The organism is Marinobacter lipolyticus SM19, assembly GCF_000397065.2.
Taxonomy (GTDB): Bacteria; Pseudomonadota; Gammaproteobacteria; order Pseudomonadales; family Oleiphilaceae; genus Marinobacter; species Marinobacter lipolyticus.
The window spans coordinates 98098-118372 of record NZ_KE007328.1 but is presented as its reverse complement, the minus strand read 5'-3'; the positions used below and the strand labels follow the sequence as shown (position 1 = coordinate 118372).

The window sequence follows — 20275 nt, the reverse complement described above, 5'->3', positions numbered from 1 at the left end:
AACATGTGGGCGATCACCACATCAGATCGTCAGGGATCTCGAACCCGGCATAAGGATCGTCCTCACCGACATCGTCTTTTTGGCGGTCATGGAGTACAACCACGGCATTTTCATCCCGCTCCTGAATTTTCCGCGCAACGCCTTCGGCAACGATTTCGTACTGATCGTTGACGAACACAATGGCCAGGCGGCCCCGGGACAGCTGGTCGACCATTTTGTCGTCGACGAAGATTTTCTTGATTTTCTTGTCGTGAACAAACTGGTAGGAGGTTTCGCCCCGGGATCGGTCCAGTCGGTTGGTGTTAACCAATTGGCGAATCTGTGCCTGAATGGCTTTTTTCTCGGCTTCCTTCTGGCGTTCCAGGTTTAATTGGCGATCACGCTCTGCTTTCTCTTCCCGGGCCTTGCGGGCGCGGATTTCAGCCTCGCTGACCTGCACGGTTCCTTTGGGTTGCTGCTTCCGTTGCTTTTTCTTTTCGTTGCGAATGGCCTTGGCTTTTTTTTCATCGGCAAGTCCTGCTTTCAGTAGCTGGTCCTGAAGTGATGCCATCGACGCCTCCCTCTATAGTTGCTGACTCTGACGCCCGTCTTGATGATGAATTAACCAGACGGGGCGTGCGTTGATAAGGTAGTATACGCGCACTGCAAACTCCGCCATAACCAGCATTATTCATTTCAGGATTTTCTATTTATGTCTTCCTTTAACCAGCTTGGCCTTTCGCAGGCCATGGTCTCCAATCTTGCACAGTTGGGATTCCAGCAACCCACGCCCATACAGGCCAGGGCGTTGCCTGCTGCCATCGCTGGGAAGGATGTCATTGCCATGGCGCAAACCGGCAGTGGTAAAACAGCGGCGTTCGGGATCGGACTGATTGAGAAGCTCAGGCCGCGGCAGTTTTCGGTTCAGGGGCTGGTTTTATGTCCGACCCGGGAACTTGCCGATCAGGTGGCCAAAGCTTTGCGGGAACTGGCGCGGGCAAAGACCAATGTAAAGGTGTTGACGCTGTGTGGTGGTGTTGCCATAGGACCACAGATTGGTTCCCTGAGTCATGGCGCCCATATCGTTGTTGGTACGCCGGGACGTATCCAGGACCATCTGCGCAAGGGCACTCTGATCCTGGATAAGCTGCAAACCCTGGTGCTGGATGAAGCGGATCGCATGCTGGATATGGGGTTTCAGGATACGGTGGAAGATATCATCAGTCAGGCGCCATCGCAGCGTCAGACCCTGATGTTTTCGGCAACCTGGCCGGACGCTATTCGCACACTCAGTGAACGTTACCAGTCCAATCCGATCGATATCCGGGTTGAAGGGCATATTGAGAAGCCCGACATTCGTGAAATTTTTTATGAGATTGCTTCCGGCCGGCAGGCGGATGCGCTGGCGGCGCTGTTGTCGGATCTTCAGCCTACCTCCTGTATTGCCTTCTGCACCACCAAGCAGCAGTGCGATGAACTGGCTGCGGCTTTAGGCGATCGCGGCTTCTCGGCTTTGCCCCTGCACGGAGATCTCGAACAAAGGGATCGTGACAGTGTGCTGGTTCGCTTCGGGAACCAGAGTTGCTCGGTCCTGGTGGCAACGGATGTTGCTGCCCGTGGGTTGGACATCAAAGCGTTGCCGCTGGTGGTAAATGTCGAGCCGGCCAGAGATCCGGAGGTTCACACACATCGGGTTGGCCGCACCGGCCGGGCAGGTGAGGCGGGTCTGGCAGTGACTCTGAGTACACCCTCCCAAGGCCATAAGATTTCCCGTCTGGAATCCCTGCGTGACGAGGAAGTGCGGTGGGGAGATACAGAAAAACTGTTAGCCAACCCTGACAGGCCGCTTGTGCCGACGATGCGCACGTTATGTATTTCTGGCGGCCGCAAGGACAAGGTCCGGCCGGGAGATGTATTGGGAGCGCTCACAGGAGAGGCGGGTATCCCGGGCAAAGCCGTTGGCAAAATTGATCTGTTTGACTTCCAGTGCTTTGTGGCAGTTGACCGTAGTGTCGCCGGAGAGGCGCTGAAGAGGCTGGAGAATGGCAGGATAAAAGGCCGTAAAATGCGCGTCCGATATGCCTGAGTGACGGCGGATTAAGGCGGGACCCATTTCTGTCATAATGGGTCTTGAGGCTCGGAAAGCGCGTATAGTAATTCGCATTCAGGTTGCCCATGGCAATCTAAAACGGTAAATTACGCAGGATTTTGCCTCCCGAATTGTTTTTGTTGGACCTATGACCTTAGTCCAATCCGGTTGCACCGGGCAAGTCGGGGAAATCACACAAACCAATACAGGTAGCTATTCGATATGAATGACCTGATGTCACAAGCCGTAGATCTGATGATTGCAGGTATGGGGTTCGTGTTTGCGTTCCTGGTTGTGCTGGTATTCGCAACGCTGCTCATGTCCAAGCTCATCTCACGGTTTGCGCCGCCAGAGCCGGCAACCCCGGCCAGAACGCCACGTGCCAAGCCCAAGGCGCCAACGTCGGTTGACCCTGACACCGCCGAGGCCATCAAGAAGGCGATTGCACAATTCCGGTCGCGCCACAAGAAGTGACCCGGTAAAAGATAGAACCTTTAAACAGAAGGCTGACACGATGACTGACACAAAGAAACCGCTGGGGATTACGGACGTTATCCTGCGTGACGCCCACCAATCCCTGCTCGCCACCCGTATGCGGCTTGACGACATGCTGCCCATTGCCGAGAAACTCGACAAAGTCGGTTTCTGGTCTCTGGAATCCTGGGGTGGAGCTACCTTCGACTCCTGCATCCGTTACCTGGGCGAAGACCCCTGGGAGCGTATCCGCGAACTGAAAAAGGCCATGCCCAACACTCAGCAGCAAATGCTTCTGCGGGGCCAGAACCTGTTGGGTTACCGTCATTACGCGGATGATGTTGTGGACCGTTTCTGTGAGCGTGCTGCCGAGAATGGCGTCGACGTGTTCCGTATTTTTGATGCGATGAATGATCCCCGTAACCTGGATCGCGCCATCAAGGCCGTACGCAAGACCGGAAAGCATGCGCAGGGCACTATTGCCTACACGACCAGCCCGGTGCACACCATCGACATGTGGGTAGAGCTGGCAAAGGAAGTCGCCGATATGGGTGCGGACTCCATTGCCATCAAGGATATGGCGGGTATTCTCAAGCCTTATGTGGCTTTTGACCTGGTCAGCCGTCTGAAGAAAGAACTGGATATCCCGATTCACATGCAGTGCCACGCGACCACAGGCATGTCTACCGCCACCGCCATCAAGGCGGCGGAAGCCGGTATTGATAACGTGGATACGGCCATCTCTTCCATGAGTATGACCTATGGTCACTCGCCCACAGAAGCTGTGGTTGCCATCCTGGAAGGTACTGACCGTGACACCGGTCTTGACCTGAATCTGCTCGAAGAGATCGCCAGCTACTTCCGTCAGGTACGTAAGAAGTACGCGAAGTTTGAAGGCAGCCTCCGGGGTACCGATTCCCGCATCCTGATTGCCCAGGTACCGGGTGGCATGCTGACCAATATGGAAAACCAGCTGCGCGAACAGAACGCAAGCGACAAGTTCGACCAGGTTCTGGACGAGATTCCCAAGGTTCGCGAAGACCTGGGCTTCATCCCGCTGGTAACGCCGACCTCACAGATCGTGGGTACCCAGGCGGTACTGAACGTTCTGACTGGTGAACGCTACAAGTCCATCTCCAAGGAAACCTCTGCGATCCTGAAGGGCGAGTACGGTGCAGCACCGGCGCCAATGAACAAGGAATTGCAGGAGCGTGTTCTGGATGGAAAGGAAGTGATGACCTGTCGTCCAGCGGATGTGCTTGAACCAGAAATGGACAAACTGACCGACGAGCTGAAGAAGCTGGCGGACGAGAAGGGCATCAAGCTGGCAGACAACGTCGTGGACGACGTGCTGACCTACGCTCTGTTCCCGCAGATCGGTCTCAAGTTCCTGGAAAACCGCAACAACCCGGATGCATTCGAGCCGGTTCCGACCGCCGAAGATGCCGCACCTGCCAAGAAGACTGAAGGCCCCGAGACTTACACCGTTGAGGTGAACGGCAAGAAGTTCGTGGTGGCAGTATCTGAAGGTGGTGAGATCAGCCAGATCCAGGGTGAGGGCGGTGCTGCTTCTGCGCCGGCTGCATCTTCAACACCAGCACCTGCTGCTGGCGAAGGTGAGCCTGTAGTTGCGCCCCTGGGCGGTAACATCTTCAAGGTTCTGGTTTCTCCGGGTGACACCGTAGAAGAAGGCGATGTGCTGATTATCCTCGAAGCCATGAAGATGGAAACCGAGGTTCGCGCACCCAAGGCCGGTACTATCGGCGAAGTCTTCATCAAGGTCGGTGATGCCGTCTCCCCTGATGATGAAATGCTGACAATCGCATAAGGGCCAGCATTCCATGGATAAAATTATGACGCTCTGGACAGGCAGTGGCCTGTTCAATATCGAGCCGGGCCAGGTGGTGATGATTGCCATTGGACTGCTCCTGCTGTTCCTTGCTATCCGCAAGGGCTTTGAGCCACTGCTGCTGGTGCCGATTGGCTTCGGTGGCATCCTGGCGAACATTCCGGAGGCAGGGCTTGCCCTGACTGCGGCCGAAAATGCCATTCATTTTGCTTTGAAGGGCGGCGCCTCGAATATTCTGGCCGCATTGGCTGCCCCCCTTGATGTGGCCTACCAGGCCGGCCAGGCTATAACGCCTGAGGTGAAGGAAGCCTTCAAGATCGGCGTCAAGGAAGCCAGCTACTCTGAAATGGCCATGGCGAATTCGCTGGCGCAGGATTTCGGTTATGGCAATGGCATGCTCTATAACTTCTACTCAGTGGTTATCGGAAGCACCATTGGCCCACTGCTGATCTTTATGGGTGTGGGCGCCATGACCGACTTTGGTCCGCTGTTGGCGAACCCCAAGACCATGCTGCTGGGTGCGGCTGCTCAGTTCGGTATCTTCGGTACCGTGATCGGTGCGGCCCTGCTGGATTTCTTCGGTATTCTGGATTTCACCATCCTTGAAGCCGCGGCTGTGGGTATCATTGGTGGCGCGGATGGCCCAACATCCATCTACGTGTCCAGTGTTCTGGCTCCTCACCTGATTGGTGCCATTGCGGTCTCAGCCTACGCCTACATGGCGCTGGTTCCGATGATCCAGCCGCCGATCATGAAGGCGCTGACCAGTCAGAAAGAGCGGGCCATCAAGATGTCCCAGCTGCGCCCGGTCAGCAAGAAGGAGAAGATCGTCTTCCCGTTGGTAGTGCTGATTGCCGTGGTTCTGTTCCTGCCAGATGCGGCTCCGCTGCTGGGTATGTTCTGCTTCGGTAACCTGATGCGCGAATGTGGTGTTGTTGAGCGTCTGAGTGACACCGCCCAGAATGCGCTGATCAACATCGTGACGATCTTCCTGGGCCTGTCGGTTGGCTCCAAGCTGATGGCTGACAAGTTCCTGGATCCGCAGACTCTGGGTATTCTCGGCCTGGGTATTGTTGCCTTCGGTGTGGGCACCGCGTCTGGTGTTCTGATGGCGAAGCTGATGAACCGCTTCAGCAAAGAAGCTATCAACCCGTTGATTGGTTCTGCCGGTGTATCTGCCGTGCCGATGGCTGCGCGGGTCTCCAACAAGGTTGGCCTGGAAGCTAACCCGCAGAACTTCCTGCTGATGCACGCCATGGGCCCGAACGTGGCTGGTGTTATCGGCTCTGCGGTTGCTGCCGGTGTGATGATCAAGCTGTTGAGCTGATCCTCTTATCGCAGTACCGAAAACCCCGCCTTTGTGCGGGGTTTTTTTGTTTTTAATGAAAATTCCTGGAATGAACGGGCAACGACTGAATCAGGTGGCTCAGATCGGAAAGCTTCCCCGCCATCACATGCACAATGTCTCCCTCTCTCTCCAGAATCCCCTTCACATGCAGTAACCGGGCAGTCAATAACGGCTTGCGCTGCCGCCGCGCGGTTTCCAGCCACACCACCACATTCACGTTACCGGTCTCGTCTTCCAGGGTCACAAAGGTCACGCCGGAGGCGGAGCCGGGGCGTTGGCGGCCGGTGACGAGACCGGCGACCTGGACGGGGATGCCGGCTTTGGTGGTTCTGAGTTGCTCGGCGCTCAGACAGAACGTCAGGTGGCCTTGTTCCCGCAGCAGGGCCAGCGGGTGGCGTTGCAGGGTCAGGCCCTGGCTGGCGTAGTCGGCGAGGACGTTCTGGCCTTCCGTGGGCTCCGGTAGTTGGGTGCAGTATTCCGGTTGGTATTCAACCGAAGTTTCCTCAGCGAACAGTTCTGTAGGCTGTTCGTGGTCGAGCAGTTGCCAGTAAGCCTGATGCCGGTTGGCGGTGAATCCGGGCATGGCGTTGGCGCCGGCAAGCAGTTCCATATCCCGCTGATTCAGGGCGGCCAGATGGCGGAGTTCGCTGGCGGAGCGGTAGCCGGTTGCCGGGCGGTTCTGGTGGATGCGTTCGGCGCCGTTGGCGGATAGGCCCTGGATGATCCTCAGGCCCAGGCGCAGGTGGCGTTCTTTGCTCTCCAGTGTGTGGTTCCATTGGCTGAAATTCACGTCCGGCGGAAGGACGGTAACGTCGTGCCGCCGGGCGTCCTGCACCAGTTGTGAGGGGGAATAGAATCCCATGGGCTGGCTGTTGAGCAGGGCGCAGTAAAAGGCCGCGGGATAATGCCGTTTGATCCAGGCGGAGACGTACACCAGCAAGGCAAAGCTGGCGGCGTGGGATTCCGGGAAACCGTAGCCACCGAAGCCACAGATTTGCTGGTAGAGCCGTTCGGCAAAGTCGGCATCGTGGCCGCGTTCGAGCATACCGGTAATCAGTTTTTCCCGGAACGGGGTGAGGTCGCCATGGGATTTCCAGGCGGCCATGGCCCGGCGCAGCTGGTCGGCTTCGCCGGCGGAGAAACCGGCCGCCACCATGGCCAGTTTGATGACCTGTTCCTGAAAGATAGGCACGCCAAGAGTACGTTCGAGAACGTTGCGTACGGCACCATTCGGGTAGTCCACTGGTTCCTGGCCGTGTTTACGGCGCAGGTACGGATGCACCATGTCTCCCTGGATGGGGCCGGGTCGTACGATGGCCACTTCGATCACCAGGTCGTAATAGGTCTCCGGTTTCAGGCGCGGCAACATGTTGATCTGGGCCCGGGATTCCACCTGGAATACGCCGATACTGTCGCCTTTCTGGAGCATGGCGTAGGTGGCCCGGTCTTCCTGGGGAATGTCCTGCATGCGGAATGGCTGGCCCTTTTCTTCGCTGATTAACTCCAGGGCCTTGCGTATGGCAGAGAGCATACCGAGGGCCAGCACATCCACTTTCATCAGGCCCAGGCTTTCCAGGTCGTCCTTGTCCCACTGGATCACAGTGCGGTCGGCCATGGTGGCGTTTTCCACCGGTACCAGCTCGGCCAGCGGCCCGGCGCTGATGACAAACCCGCCCACATGCTGGGACAGGTGCCGTGGGAAGCCCAGCAGGGTGTTGACCAGGCTAAAGAACTGGTCTGCCACCTGCGGGTTACGGGTGATTTTCTTGTCCAGGATCTGCTGGCGCCAGTTGGTGGCCTGGTCTCGCCAGTCAATACCTTCCAGCAGTTGTTCTACCAGGGCGGGATCAAAGCCGAGAGCCTTACCGACGTCGCGAATGGCGCTGCGGGGCCGGTAACGGATCACCGTGGCGGCCAGGGCGGCCCGCTCGCGGCTGTAGCGCCGGTAGATATACTGGATGACTTCTTCCCGGCGTTCGTGCTCAAAATCCACATCAATATCCGGGGGCTCGTTGCGGTCTTTGGAAATAAACCGCTCGAACAGGAGTTCCACCCGGGCCGGATTCACCTCGGTGATGCCCAGGCAATAACAGACCGCAGAGTTGGCGGCGGAACCCCGGCCCTGGCACAGGATGCCCCGGCTGCGGGCAAAGGCCACGATGTCGTGGATGGTCAGGAAATAGTGCTCGTACTTCATCTCGGAGATCAGGCCCAGCTCCTTGCGGATCAGGCTCTGGACCTGCAGCGGCGTGCCTTCCGGATAACGCCGGCACTCGCCCTCACTGGTCAGCCGCTTCAGGTAAGCGGCAGGGGTTTCGCCTTCCGGTACCAGATCTGGCGGGTATTCGTAACGCAAGCTGCCGGGCTCGAAGGTGCACTGCCGGGCAATGGTCAGGGTTTCATTCAGCCAGGTTTGTGGAAACAGCCGTTGCAGCACGGGTAATGGGCGCAGGTATCGCTCCCCATTCTGGAACAGGCAGTGGCCGGCATTTTCCAGGTTGGTGTGATTGCGCAGGGCCGTGAGCACATCCTGCAGAGGCTGGCGCTCCCGGCTGTGCATGTGTACTTCACCAACGGCGGCAACCGGGATGCGTAACTGGTCAGCCAGCCAGTGTATCCGGGCAAGCCGCTGTTCCTCGCCGGACTCCAGGGTGCGGGCGGCGGCAATCCAGAGCCGCAGATCAAACAGGCGGCCCAGCCATTCGCCGCAGGCCAGGGCCTGATCGGACGCCGCCTCGGCCGGCGAGGGTGGCAGCCACAGGCACAAGCAGTCATCCAGCGTGTGAGTCTCAATGTCACGGCAGAACAGCTGGTACTGGCCTTTCTCGGCCCGGCGACGGCCGGTGGTGATCAACTGGCAGAGCTGGCCATAGCCCTTGCGGGTGCGGGCCAGCAGGATGAAGCGTGGAGTGGTGGCGCCGGGCAGCACATCGGACAGTTCAAACCAGCTGCCGGTAATCAATTGGACCGGGCTTTCTGCCAGTGCCGCCCAGGCCCGGGGGATACCGGCAACGGAACAGGCATCGGTGATGGCCAGAGCCGTGTAGCCAAGCTCGTGTGCCCGCTCGGCCAGCTCCTGAGGGTGAGAGGCTCCGGTCAGAAACGTGAAGTTGCTGAAGCAGAACAGTTCCGCGTACTGACGCTCGGACATCAGCCAAACCACCCATGCACAAACCAGCCCTCCCGGGCATCCCGGAAGACCCAGGCCAACTGGCCGCTGTGCAACTGGGCAATGTAGTAATCCCGGTGCACCCGCTGGCCATCCCACCAGCCACCGCTGATTCGCTCCGGGCCGGCAAACCAGGCAACCGGTGCCTCAGTCAGCGGTTGTGGGCCTTTCAGCAGCCAGAGGGGGCGCCGTGGCAGTTCTTCGACAGGCTTTAGCGGCGTTCCGGTTTTGCGCAGGACTTCCGAAGCAGACCATGCCCGTTCGGGGCGGTGATCGGCCTGGGGCGAGAGCTGTCTGAGCGCTTTTTCCCCGAGCCGGGCCTGCAAGCGGCTGATCAGGGTATGCCAGGCCTCGTTCAGATCCTGTGTTTCGCCCAGTAAATCCTGGCCGGAGGGCGCCTCCCGGGACAGGAAGCGCTTCACCGACAACATCAGAGAAATCACCGGCGCCTGCAGCGAGTGCTGTTCCAGCCGCAGGCGAATGAGGTTGAGGAAGTTGTCGGCCCGGTGCTCCGGCCCGGAAGTGCGGATATGCATGCGGGTGGGCTCAGAGTGCCGGTGTTTCAGTACCAGCCGCAGGCTGTCGGTATCCTGCTGGCGCCAGCAAAGATCCTCTTCCAGTTCTGTGAGCATTCGCTGGAGCGGAAACAACAGCCCCTGGGTGTGCTCAATCTCCTGCACGAAATCTGCCTGTTGGCGGAAAGAGTGGGGCGGTTGCCAGGGTGTTCGAGGGTCTGGCCGGGTGCCCTGGATTTTCTGGATGTAAGCCAGCAGTTCCGGAGACAGGCGGCGGGCCAGTTCATTGGGCGGCAAATCAAAAACCTCCCCCAGCGTATTCAGCCCCAGTCGCTGCAGGCGGGTGCAGGCTTTCTCATCGAGTTCCGCCGCGAGCAGGGGCATCTGGCTCAGGGCTCGCTGAATATGCCCCTTGTCTGACGTGCACTCCCCTTTGCCTGCACGCGCAATCAGGCGGGCGGCCAAGGGCGTGTAGCCAATCCCGATCCAGGCATTCAGCTGGCGCTCATTCAGCCCCTGTTCCACCGTTTGCCAGACGGCGGGTAAACCACCATACAGCTTTTGCAGACTGCCTACCTCGGCCAGCATGCCATCCGGAGGAACCAGCACAATGTGGGCCGCGTAGCGGTAAAGCCAGCGGGCCTGGTCTTCCAGGATTCGGGCTTCCTGAAAGGCATCGGCCCGGACCATACCCAGATCTGGCGCCAGACTGATGGCGGTTTTCAGGCGCATACCAGTACGGATGCCCTGGGTCCTGGCCTCAGGGCAGGCCTGGGTAACCTTTTGGCCAGAGCCTTCCACAATGACCAGAGCGCCCTGGTTTTCACGGGAACGGCGAATGTGGTCCAGCAACAGGTGCGGGAAATGCAGATACAGCCACAGCATGACGAATGATTACCCGGTTGAATCCGACCAGGGGCCCTGGACGATCCGGGTGGTTTCACGGAATGACAGGTCGGCCCGCTGGGCCATGTCCAGTGAGCAGCGTTGCCCGGGCCAGCTGCCCCGGCGCTTCAGCACATTCACCTTGAGCGCCTGGTGCTCATCGGGCTCCAGCTCCAGACGCAGGGCGGCCGGAGAGTTCTGCTCGGCGTAACGCCGTTCCCGGAACAATGCGCACACATTGCTGCCGGCTTCGGCGGCCAGCTGCAGGCGCCGGACTTCCCGGGAGGCCAGTTTCCCGGGCCAGGCCACGACTAACCCGGTCACCGGTGAGCGCAGGCAGTTTTCCAGTGTCCACAGAAAGTCGCCTTCGTCTTCGGTCTGGACCAGCACTACCTGGTCCAGATTGACACCTTCCCGGGCCAGGGCAGGTGCATAGGGCGTGTGCGGTGGATTCAGCCAGAACACGGTTCTACCCTCAGTGCACACCCGTTGCATAAGTGGTAACAACAAATGGAGCTCCCCAATACCCGGTGCATCCAGAAGACATTCACTCAGGGCGCCCCGGGGCCAGCCCAGGCCGCCAAGCTGGTTATCCAGCACCTGATACCCGGTTGGCTCCGCAGTCTGTGTGGTCTGTACGTGACGATGCCCCTGCCAGATGCGGGCATCCTGCATCAGCGTGTTCAGAATCTCGCTCATGATGAAAACTCTCGGAATACTGTTTAAATATACAGTATTCCGAAAAGGCGGGGATTTCAATAGTGGGCTTGATAATGTGGAGCCCCGCACCCACGCTTGTAGTACCAGTCATTGACCAGGGAGGTTGAACCATGAGTTCACTGACCACGCAATCCTGCGAAGCCTGTCGTGCGGATGCTCCGAAAGCCACCGAAGAAGAGAAGCAGAGCCTGCAGCGAGAAGTTCCAGAGTGGCAGCTTATTGAACTGGATGGCGAAGAGCAGCTGAAGCGGGTATTCAAGTTCAGCAATTTTGCCAAGGCTCTGGCGTTTACTAACACGATCGGGGAACTGGCTGAAGCGGAGGGGCACCATCCTGCAATCCTGCTGGAATGGGGTAAGGTGACTGTGCGCTGGTGGACCCACAAGATCGGTGGTCTTCATAAAAATGACTTCATTATGGCGGCACGAACGGATGCAGCCTTCGGGGGCTGATCAGTATGGTTCCGGTCTGCCGTGATCAAAGGCCGGCGATGTGGTGGATCATCCTCTGACGCATTTCCTCGTCGGGTAAAACACCCATGGCGGCCCCCATATTGTCCGCCATGTGGCGAGGCTTACTGGTTGCTGGTGTGGCCGCGGTGACCGCCGGGTGGGCGACGACGAATTTCAGGAAGAACTGACCCCAGGAATAGGCGTCGAACTCCGCCGCCCAGGTGGGTACATCTTTGCCTTTCACTTTGTCCCAGAGCCGGGTCCGGCCGAAAGGGGCGTAGACCAGTACACCCATGCCTTTTTCCCTGGCCAGTGGCAGTATCCGCTGTTCCATCGTGAGGTTGTCGATGGCGTAATCAATGCCGATGAAGTCCAGGGGTTCCCGCGCCATGATGCGCTCCAGATCGTCATACTGGCGGGGGAAGGTGGTGGTCACACCGATATAACGCACCCGTTGTTCTTCCCGCATCTCCTTGAGAATGCCAAGTTGCGTGGGTACGTCCCCGAGGTTGTGGACCTGTATCAGGTCAATGACAGGCTTACCAATGCGCTTGAAAGAGGTTTCGATCTGCTCTCTCGCGGTGTCGGGATCGGCCTTGCCGTCACCCCATCCGGCAACGTTGACCTTGGTGGCCCAGAACAGGTCATCGGTGATGTTCAGTTCCCTGGCGATCTGCCCGGCGACTGCTTCTGAAGCGCTATAGCTCGGGGCAGTGTCGAAGACTTTGCCGCCTTGCTCGACCAGTGTTTTCAGAACGTCCCGCAAGGCATCCCGATCTTCGCTGCGGGACACGCTGGCGAAGGTGGCGGAACTGCCCAGTCCCACTACTGGCAGGCGCTGGCCGGACGACGGGATGGCACGGGTAATCAGGTCCAGTTGTTTGTCTTCGGCCCAGAGTAGGCCGGGTTTAAGGGCCAGTGTGGTCCCGGCGGCAAGGGCGAGTTTCAGATAATCCCTGCGGGAAATCATGGTGATGTCCTCTTGTCGGTGGTGTCCTCCGATTCCAGAGCGGTCGCGATGGACTGTTGCGTCCTGCCCAGCCATAGCCCCAGTAAGGCCCACATTAATGCCAGGGGAACCGCGACGCTGGCCACGGCGGCCAGCCCCATACCCAGGCGCCCGAGCAGGCCTTCTACCTGCGCGCCCACCACGTCACCACCACGATAGACGAAGGTATCAATAAAGGCCTTGGCTTTGTATTTGTCCTCCCTGCTTGACACGGTATACAGGGTTTCCCGGGCCGGGCGCATAATGGCGCGCTGAACTGCACGGAAGGACGCTTCCAGGGTAATCAGCGCCGCCAGAGAGCCGACCATGGCCAGGCCGATAAAACCCAGCACTGTAGTTAAAGGTAGCAGAGCCAGGGTGATGTGTACGCCGAGCCGTTTCATCAGGTGGCCGGCTACCAGTGCCTGCATGATGAGCGTGGCCGCCTGGGTGATCAGATCGATTCTGGCAAACAGGGTGGTTCTCTGGTCGGTGCTTTCACCGAGTTCGGCCACCATCTGCAACCGCGTGAAATAAATGAACGTAACCACGATCGCCAGGATGGTGACGTAGATGGCAATGCCCAACAGGTAACGGGATTGAAAAACTGCTCGAAAGCCTTCCCAGGCTTTACCACCGATCAGTTCGCGCTCGTCGATGGCTGGCCGGGTCTCATGTGTACGACCGATCCGGTCCGGCTGTATGTGGGTAATGGCCCAGCAGGCAGCCATCGCCAGAGCCAGAAACCCGGTGCTGACAAGAAGCAGGGCCGGAGTCCCCAGGGGTTCAGCCAGCACGGACGTCAGCCAGGGTCCGAAAATGGCCCCACAGGTACCACCCACGGCGATAACACCGAAAAAGCGTTTACCCTGATCGAGGGTGAAGCGGTCCGCCATCAGCGCCCAGAACACCATGGTGATGAACAGATTGAACACGCTGAACCAGACATAGAATATCTGCCCGGAAATGACACCGATGATGTTGGGAGCCCGTGTCATGACCAGATAGAACGCAATAAGGCTGAACCCGAAAAAAGCGTAGGTCGTGGTGATGAAGGTCAGGCGGCGCAAGCGGCTGACCAGTAGCCCGAACACCGGGTTAACCAGCAGGGTAATGACCGCGGTTCCGACAAACAGCCAGCGCACGGTCTCGATGCCACCCTGAATACCAAGGGCCTCCCGCGCAGGACGCAATACCATCAGTGCGGTGAGTACACAGAAAAAGAACAACACCGCAAGCATGACCGGGAAGATTTCCTCGCGGTGGATGTTAAACAGCTTGGCGAATGGGTTGCTCATAAACGCGCAACGGGCTGGTTTCATGAGATGTGTGGTTTTCAATTTAGACCATTGGATTCGTTTGGGTTAGCCTTGCATCCCCGTACATAGATGAACTCAGGCGGATACTGCATGCCCGTTACCCCGTTTCAGGCCCTGGCCTGCCCATTGGACGGTGACCCGTTGACCCGGACTGACACCGCCTGGCGCTGCCCGGCCGGTCACAGCTTTGATATTGCCCGCCAGGGTTATACCCATCTGCTGCCGGTGCAGAACAAGCGCTCCCGCAATCCAGGCGACAGCAAGGAGATGGTAGCGGCACGCCGCAAGTTCCTGAATGGCGGCTTTTATCAACCCATCGCCGAAGCGGTGAATCGTGCAGCATTGGCGGATGTACCCGGTGAGGGGACGCTCAGCTGCCTGGATGCCGGATGCGGTGAAGGGTATTACCTGAGGCAGCTCGCGACTGCCGCCGGAGAACGGCGAACCCTGGAGCTGCTTGGGGTGGATATTTCCAAGTGGGCGGTATTGGCTGCGGCAAAGCAGGACAAGCGTCCGGCATGGGTGGTGGGCACCAACGCCAGGCTCCCGGTACTGTCTGCCTCGGTGGATCGGATACTGTGCTTATTCGGGTTTCCCGTGTATTCCGAGTTTGCCCGGGTTCTGAAGCCGGGCGGTCAGATTGTGCAGGTGGACGCAGGCCCCGGGCACCTGCGAGAGTTGCGTGAGATTATCTACCCCACAGTGAAACCGGAGAAGAATGAGGACACCGTTGCACCCGAGGGGTTCACTACGCTGGCGACCACAGCGGAGCGGTTTTCCCTGGAACTGACCAGTCAGGACCAGATTGCTGATCTGCTGGCGATGACGCCACATCTATACCGGGCCGGCGCGGAGGGGATTGAGCGCGCCTCTGCGCTGAACTCCCTGACAGTCACCGTGGATGTGCGCATTACCTGTTACAGACTTAGTGATTCCGCATATCCGCTTTAGAATTGTGCGGGATAATCTATAGTTTCCTCATGAGAATGCATCAACTGGTCTGGCACCAAGGCATGTTGCCATACCGTTGAAGTCATCAGGAGGATGCAATGCCATTACCTGCCCCTTTGACAGAAGACCAGGTCTACCACGGTTGCCCATCGGAAAAGCTGGATTTCATCACCACGGACGACCTCGAAGACCTGGAGCAGCCCTGCGGTCAGGACCGGGTTCTGAGAGCGCTGGAGTTCGGGGCAAGTATGCAGGCTGGTGGCTTCAATCTCTTTGTCCTGGGGCCATCAGGCGCAGGCAAGCACGAGTTTGTCGAGCGTTTCCTATCCCAACACGCAGCCCGGGAGCCAGTGCCTCCGGACTGGTGCCACGTTTATAACTTCCGGTTTTCAGACCGTCCAACGGCCATACGGCTGCCGGCTGGTGAAGGGCAGCAGTTCAAGAAGGATCTGAATGACCTGGCTGAAGAGCTTCGCACAGCCATTCCGGCAACATTTGAGAGCGAGGAATACCAGGCCCGGATCCAGGAGCTTCAGGAAGAAACGGCCAAACGCCAGCACCAGGGCCTGTTTGATATCCAGGAGGAGGCGAACCGCAATAACATTGCGATGATCACCACGCCGGCCGGCTTTACTTTTGCGCCCATGCGAAAGGGGGAAGTGATCGATCCGGAGGAATACAAAAACTTCTCTGACGAAGAAAAGCAACTGATTGAATCCAAGGTCGAAGAGCTGCAGAAAAAGCTGCAGCACACGATTCAGCAGATTCCCAGATTGCGGAAGGACGTGAGGGAGCGGATTCACGCGCTGAATGAGGAGATGGTGCAGTTGACCCTTGGCGGTCCCATTGGTGAGCTGCGCGAAAAGTGGTCGCACCTCCCGGATGTTGTCGATTATCTGGATGCGGTTCGTGAGGACGTGGTTGAACACGCTGAAGCTTTCCAGGACAGCGAAAACGGTCCACCGGTCGGTTTGCTGGCCCGCTACAGGGCCAACCTACTGGTCGACAATGCAGATACCGTGGGTGCGCCAGTCATTTACGAAGACCTTCCCAATCACCAGCATTTGACGGGGCAGATTGAGCACCGGGCGCGACAAGGCAATCTCTACACCGATTTCACCCTCATTCGCGGAGGCTCCATGCACCGGGCGAGTGGAGGCTACCTGATTATCGATGCCCGGCGGGTGCTGACCCAGCCAATGGCGTGGGAGAGTTTGAAGCGGATTCTGCTTTCCGGTGAGATTCGTATTGAGTCACTGGAGCGGCTCTATGGACTGGTCAGCACCGTCAGTCTGCAGCCGGAGCCGATTCCGGTTTCGATCAAGGTGGTGCTGCTGGGGGATCGCATGCTGTATTACCTGCTCTCCCATTTCGATCCCGATTTTCTGGACCTGTTCAAGGTGGAAGCGGATTTCGAGGACGATCTCGACCGGAACGACGAGTGCTACGAGCTCTATTCCCGAATGATTGCCACCATGGCCAGGGCCCAGAAAATGCGGCCGCTGGAACGTGATGCCGTGGCCCGCCTGATCGAGCACGCCAGCCGCCTGGCGGCAGATCAGCGCAAATTGACCGCCCACGATCGCGTGCTTCGGGACATTCTGACTGAAGCAGATCACTGGGCCGGCCAGTCCGGCGCTGATACCGTAGAAGCCAGCCATATTCAGCAGGCCATTGATGAGCGGGAATACCGTGCCAGCCGGGTTCGTGAGCGGAGCCGGGAGCAAATCAGCCGGGGCGTTGTGATGATTGCCACGGAAGGTGAGGAAGTGGCTCAGGTGAACGGTTTATCGGTGCTCAGGCTTGGTGCCTCCATGTTCGGGCAGCCTACCAGGATTACCGCAACGGCTCGCCCGGGTAAGGGGCAAGTCGTGGATATCGAACGTGAGGCCAAGCTTGGTGGACCCATTCACAGTAAGGCCGTGATGATCTTGTCCCGGTTTATAGCAAGCCGTTATGCCGGGGAGGGGGAGTTGTCTCTGTCGGCAAGTCTGGCCTTTGAGCAATCCTATGGTGGCGTTGAAGGCGATTCTGCGTCAGTGGCAGAGACCTGCGTGCTGCTTTCGGCAATTGCCCGGATTCCTCTGAAGCAATCGTTTGCCGTTACAGGTTCCATGAACCAGCATGGCGAGGTTCAGGCCGTTGGTGGGGTCAATGAAAAAATAGAAGGCTTCTTTGACGTGTGCCGAGAGGCTGGTGACGTGCGGGAGCAAGGCGTTTTACTGCCGGCCAGTAACGTGGAACACCTGATGCTCAGAGCCGATGTGCGGCAGGCCATTGCCGAGCAACGGTTCCGGATTTATCCGGTTTCCGACATTAACCAGGCGATTGAGCTTTTGACTGGCCTGGAGGCGGGAGAGCCGGACGGCAAAGGTGAGTTTCCGGAAAACAGCTTTAACAGACGGGTTGCCGAGCGTCTGGCACAGTTCGCCGAAGCCAGTAAGAAACAGGATGACACGGGCGATGTGAATAATAACAGCGGGGGCAATGGCAGTGACTGACACACCCGCAACTCAGTCTGGCTCCGGCGCCCCAAGAGGGCGTGTGCTGGTGCTTCTGGATGGTTCCAGAATGAGTTACGCCGCCCTGGATGCGGCTGCGGATATTGCGTCGAAAACGGGGGCGGATGTACTGGGTATTTTTGTAGAGGAACTGAATCTCTTGCGTAGTGCCGGATTTGGTTTTGCCAGGGAAGTTGGTTCAGAGTCGGGTGTAAGTCGGCCTTTCGGTACGGCTGAGATTGAGCAGCGTATACAGAGGCTGGCGGAGCATGCCCGTCGTGCTCTCGCCGTCGCGGCTGCTCGTTACGGTGGCCGACATGCCCTGAGCATTACCCGCGGCAGCGTTGTGGATGAAGTCCTGGCTCTGGCGCAGCCCAACGATCTGTTGGTTCTTGGTCGGGTTGGCTGGTCATCTGCACCGGGGGCGCGATTGGGTTCCACGGCTAAAGGCTTGTGGCGCCGGTCCCCGGGCAGGATGTTGCTCTGGTGCGAGAGCCAGGCCTCGTCCCGGGGCAGGGTTGTGGTATTTCTGAACGACCACGATGATGTAAATCGCCGGGCTATTATGGCCGCGGCGGACGCTGTCTGGCATACCCATCAGCCAGTGACCCTGCTGTTGGGGGCGGGAGTGGATATCCCCCCGGATCGCCTTGAGCCTATCAAGCAGGATCTGGGCGTGTCTGACTCGGACTTCCGGGTGCGAACGCTGCCATCCACCGATCCGGCGACCGTTGTTCAGGTTTTGCGTCAGGAGAGGGCAGCCCAGTTGGTGCTCAGCCGGGATTGTACATTGCTGCGGGAGCCCGGAGCTGAGCATTTGCTGGCGACACTGAACCTCCCGGTAACGATAACACCCTGAATCTTGAAGCTGGTCAGGCAATTTTACGGGCGTCTTCCTTGCGCAGAATTTCCTCGATTTCCTCGGCTGCCAGGGTTTCCTTCTTCAGCACCGCCTTCGCCAAAGCTTCAAGTTGGTTACGGTGCTCGCTCAGGAACTCACGGGTGTCTTTTTCCAGGGACATCAGCTTTGACTGGATTTCCGTGTCGATCAGATCGGCCATCTTTTCGCTGAACTCCCTTGGCAGGCCCATTTCCCGACCAAGGAACACGTGTTCTTCGCCGATGCTCAGGCCCAGGGGACCGATTGTTTCGCTCATGCCCCACTGACCGATCATTCGGCGCACCAGGGTGGTGGCTTCCTTCAGATCGTTCTGGGCGCCGGTGCTCACCTCGCCGTAGATGAGCTTTTCGGCGCACCGCCCGCCAAGCATCACCTTGATGCGATCCTTCAGGTAGCTTTCTGTGTAGGTGTAATGGTCTTCTCTCGGGGTTTGTTCCGTTACGCCCATGGCCATGCCGTGGGGAATGATCGTCACCCTCGTCAGCGGGTCGGCGTTCGGCATGTAGTAGGCCATGATGGCGTGGCCGCATTCGTGATACGCCACGGCTTCCCGTTCCTGCGGAGTAAGATGGGCGTCCCGCTCTTCGCCAAGAATGATCCGGTCCCGGGCCAGTTCAAAACAGTGCGCAGTGACCTCATGGAGATTTTCCCGGGCAGCGGTCAATGCTGCTTCATTCACCAGGTTTTTGAGGTCTGCGCCAGAAAATCCAATGGTCCGGGCAGCCAGTTGCTCCAGGTTCACATCCTCTGCCAGCGGTACCTTGCGGACATGGACCTGCAGGATGGCCGTGCGGGCTTCCTTGTGAGGGCGGTCCAGGGTTATTTTGCGGTCGAAACGTCCCGGACGGAGCAGGGCGCTGTCCAGCACATCCGGCCGGTTGGTGGCGGCCAGTACCAGAACATTTTCATGGGCTTCGAAGCCATCCATCTCGGTGAGGATCTGGTTCAGCGTCTGTTCCCGTTCGTCGTGACCGCCACCCAGGCCAGCGCCTCGTGAGCGGCCAATAGCGTCCAGTTCATCGATGAAGGTCAGCGCCGGCGCGTCCTTGCGCGCCTCCTGAAACATATCCCGCACCCGGGCCGCACCTACGCCGACAAACATCTCAATAAATTCTGACGCACTGATGCTGTAAAAGGGTACTTCCGCTTCACCGGCAATAGCGCGCGCCAGCAGGGTCTTGCCCGTTCCCGGCGGACCAACCAGCAAGACCCCCTTAGGCATCACGGCCCCCAGGGCCCGGTACTTTTCAGGGGATTTGAGGAAATCGATGATCTCGGCGATCTCACGCTTGGCGGATTCGATCCCGGCCACATCGTCCAGTGTGGCCGTGGAGGTTTCCTTGCGGGCTCTTCGGGCTTTCGAGCGGCTGAAATCAAAGGGCCCGCCGCCCTGGGTCATCTTTTTCTGCGCCGCGCCCCAGAACCAGAACATCAGCGCCAGTAGCAGGAGCCACGGCAGGAAACCACGAATCATCTCCTGCCACCAGGGCAGTCCCGAGGGTGTGGCCTTGATGGTCACTTCGTGTTCTTCCAGCAGAGTCAGCAGTGACGGATCTTCCATGGGCGGACGTATGGTGTGGAATCCCGGGCTGCTGAGCCGCGCGGGGCTATCCGAGCTGAAAGACGCAGCACCGCTGTCTGTGAACAGGCCGGTAATCGATTCTTCCTTGAGCGTGACCTCCGCGACCTGATCGTTCGCCACCGCTGTCTTGAAGTCCGAGTAGGCCAGTTCCTGAAGCCGGGGCTGTCCGCTGTCCTGTAGCCAGAGCATCATCAGGAAGATGGCGGCGCTGAGCCACAGGAACGAGTACCGGTTGGGAAGAGCCGGTTGCGGATTATTGTCCGGCTTTTGCTGGTTTCCTGGCCCGTTGGGTGCTGTCATTTGGGTCTCCGGTCGCCCTCCATGATCTTCACCACGAAGACGGATTTACCGTACGTCTCGAACGACCACTTCATGGTATCCGAGAGAACCTTCATAACCTCATCATAGTCGCCAAAAATTTCCGTGCTCATACGTCCCGAGTGGACTTCCAGTCCGGATTGCTCCAGCCGTGTGATGAGATCCCATATTGGCTGTTTGTAGTCGTCTTTCAGGGGGTAACAGCTCAGTTGTACAGAAAGATACATAATGCCTC

Annotated in this window: 16 protein-coding genes; 8 read left to right on the top strand and 8 right to left on the bottom strand. The window is 58.6% G+C overall.

The annotated features are described in order from the left end of the window. Positions 1-13: 13 nt before the first annotated feature. Positions 14-550, bottom strand: coding sequence for a DUF2058 domain-containing protein (locus MARLIPOL_RS16520; protein WP_012139451.1), 537 nt, complete (start codon positions 548-550; stop codon positions 14-16). A 141-nt stretch (positions 551-691) separates the two neighbouring features. Between MARLIPOL_RS16520 and dbpA the strand changes: the two genes are divergently transcribed. From dbpA to MARLIPOL_RS16500, 4 genes are all read left to right on the top strand, one after another. Further along, entirely contained in the window at positions 692-2065 is a 1374-nt protein-coding gene (gene dbpA / locus MARLIPOL_RS16515) for an ATP-dependent RNA helicase DbpA (protein WP_012139450.1), read from the top strand. A gap of 225 nt (positions 2066-2290) precedes the next feature. Further along, positions 2291-2542, top strand: a complete 252-nt coding sequence (locus MARLIPOL_RS16510) for an OadG family protein (protein WP_012139449.1) — start codon at positions 2291-2293, stop codon at positions 2540-2542. Positions 2543-2582: 40 nt separating this feature from the next. After that, the gene (gene oadA / locus MARLIPOL_RS16505; protein ID WP_012139448.1) at positions 2583-4370 is read left to right on the top strand and encodes a sodium-extruding oxaloacetate decarboxylase subunit alpha; all 1788 of its coding nucleotides are present in this window, start codon (positions 2583-2585) and stop codon (positions 4368-4370) included. A gap of 13 nt (positions 4371-4383) precedes the next feature. Beyond that, positions 4384-5718 carry a sodium ion-translocating decarboxylase subunit beta gene (locus MARLIPOL_RS16500; RefSeq protein WP_012139447.1) on the top strand — a complete coding sequence of 445 codons (1335 nt, stop codon included), beginning with the start codon at positions 4384-4386 and terminating at the stop codon, positions 5716-5718. A 52-nt stretch (positions 5719-5770) separates the two neighbouring features. Here MARLIPOL_RS16500 and MARLIPOL_RS16495 read toward each other — a convergent pair whose 3' ends face one another. From MARLIPOL_RS16495 to imuA, 3 genes are read right to left on the bottom strand one after another with little or no spacing between them, the layout of a single operon-like run. Then, on the bottom strand, positions 5771-8890 hold the full coding sequence (locus tag MARLIPOL_RS16495; protein WP_012139446.1) for an error-prone DNA polymerase: 3120 nt from the start codon (positions 8888-8890) through the stop codon (positions 5771-5773). Next, a complete protein-coding gene (locus MARLIPOL_RS16490; RefSeq protein WP_012139445.1) occupies positions 8890-10308 on the bottom strand; it encodes a Y-family DNA polymerase in 1419 nt (472 codons plus the stop codon). The genes MARLIPOL_RS16495 and MARLIPOL_RS16490 overlap by 1 nt, the downstream gene beginning before the upstream one ends. A 9-nt stretch (positions 10309-10317) precedes the next feature. Continuing rightward, positions 10318-11007, bottom strand: coding sequence for a translesion DNA synthesis-associated protein ImuA (imuA, locus tag MARLIPOL_RS16485; RefSeq protein ID WP_012139444.1), 690 nt, complete (start codon positions 11005-11007; stop codon positions 10318-10320). Between the two features lie 131 nt (positions 11008-11138). Between imuA and MARLIPOL_RS16480 the strand changes: the two genes are divergently transcribed. Continuing rightward, complete coding sequence (locus MARLIPOL_RS16480; RefSeq protein WP_012139443.1) at positions 11139-11480, top strand: 4a-hydroxytetrahydrobiopterin dehydratase; 342 nt, start codon at positions 11139-11141, stop codon at positions 11478-11480. Between the two features lie 25 nt (positions 11481-11505). On the opposite strand, the gene MARLIPOL_RS16475 is transcribed toward MARLIPOL_RS16480, so the two are convergent. Together MARLIPOL_RS16475 and MARLIPOL_RS16470 are read right to left on the bottom strand one after the other, a co-directional pair. Then, a complete protein-coding gene (locus tag MARLIPOL_RS16475; RefSeq protein ID WP_012139442.1) occupies positions 11506-12450 on the bottom strand; it encodes an aldo/keto reductase in 945 nt (314 codons plus the stop codon). Next, positions 12447-13766: an NTP/NDP exchange transporter gene (locus MARLIPOL_RS16470; RefSeq protein ID WP_012139441.1), complete on the bottom strand. Its 1320-nt coding sequence runs from the start codon at positions 13764-13766 to the stop codon at positions 12447-12449. The genes MARLIPOL_RS16475 and MARLIPOL_RS16470 overlap by 4 nt, the downstream gene beginning before the upstream one ends. Positions 13767-13877: 111 nt before the next feature. Between MARLIPOL_RS16470 and MARLIPOL_RS16465 the strand changes: the two genes are divergently transcribed. The 3 genes from MARLIPOL_RS16465 to MARLIPOL_RS16455 all read left to right on the top strand — a co-directional run bounded on the left by MARLIPOL_RS16465 (position 13878) and on the right by MARLIPOL_RS16455 (position 18098). Next, positions 13878-14738, top strand: coding sequence for a putative RNA methyltransferase (locus tag MARLIPOL_RS16465; RefSeq protein WP_012139440.1), 861 nt, complete (start codon positions 13878-13880; stop codon positions 14736-14738). A gap of 98 nt (positions 14739-14836) precedes the next feature. Beyond that, the gene (locus tag MARLIPOL_RS16460) at positions 14837-17239 is read left to right on the top strand and encodes a Lon protease family protein (protein WP_012139439.1); all 2403 of its coding nucleotides are present in this window, start codon (positions 14837-14839) and stop codon (positions 17237-17239) included. Beyond that, the gene (locus MARLIPOL_RS16455) at positions 17232-18098 is read left to right on the top strand and encodes a universal stress protein (protein WP_228677637.1); all 867 of its coding nucleotides are present in this window, start codon (positions 17232-17234) and stop codon (positions 18096-18098) included. The genes MARLIPOL_RS16460 and MARLIPOL_RS16455 overlap by 8 nt, the downstream gene beginning before the upstream one ends. Before the next feature lie 13 nt (positions 18099-18111). Here the strand turns inward: MARLIPOL_RS16455 and ftsH are convergent, their stop codons facing one another. Continuing rightward, complete coding sequence (gene ftsH, locus MARLIPOL_RS16450) at positions 18112-20022, bottom strand: ATP-dependent zinc metalloprotease FtsH (RefSeq protein WP_012139437.1); 1911 nt, start codon at positions 20020-20022, stop codon at positions 18112-18114. Next, positions 20019-20267, bottom strand: a complete 249-nt coding sequence (locus tag MARLIPOL_RS16445; protein WP_012139436.1) for a YkoF family thiamine/hydroxymethylpyrimidine-binding protein — start codon at positions 20265-20267, stop codon at positions 20019-20021. The genes ftsH and MARLIPOL_RS16445 overlap by 4 nt, the downstream gene beginning before the upstream one ends. Positions 20268-20275 lie beyond the last annotated feature (8 nt).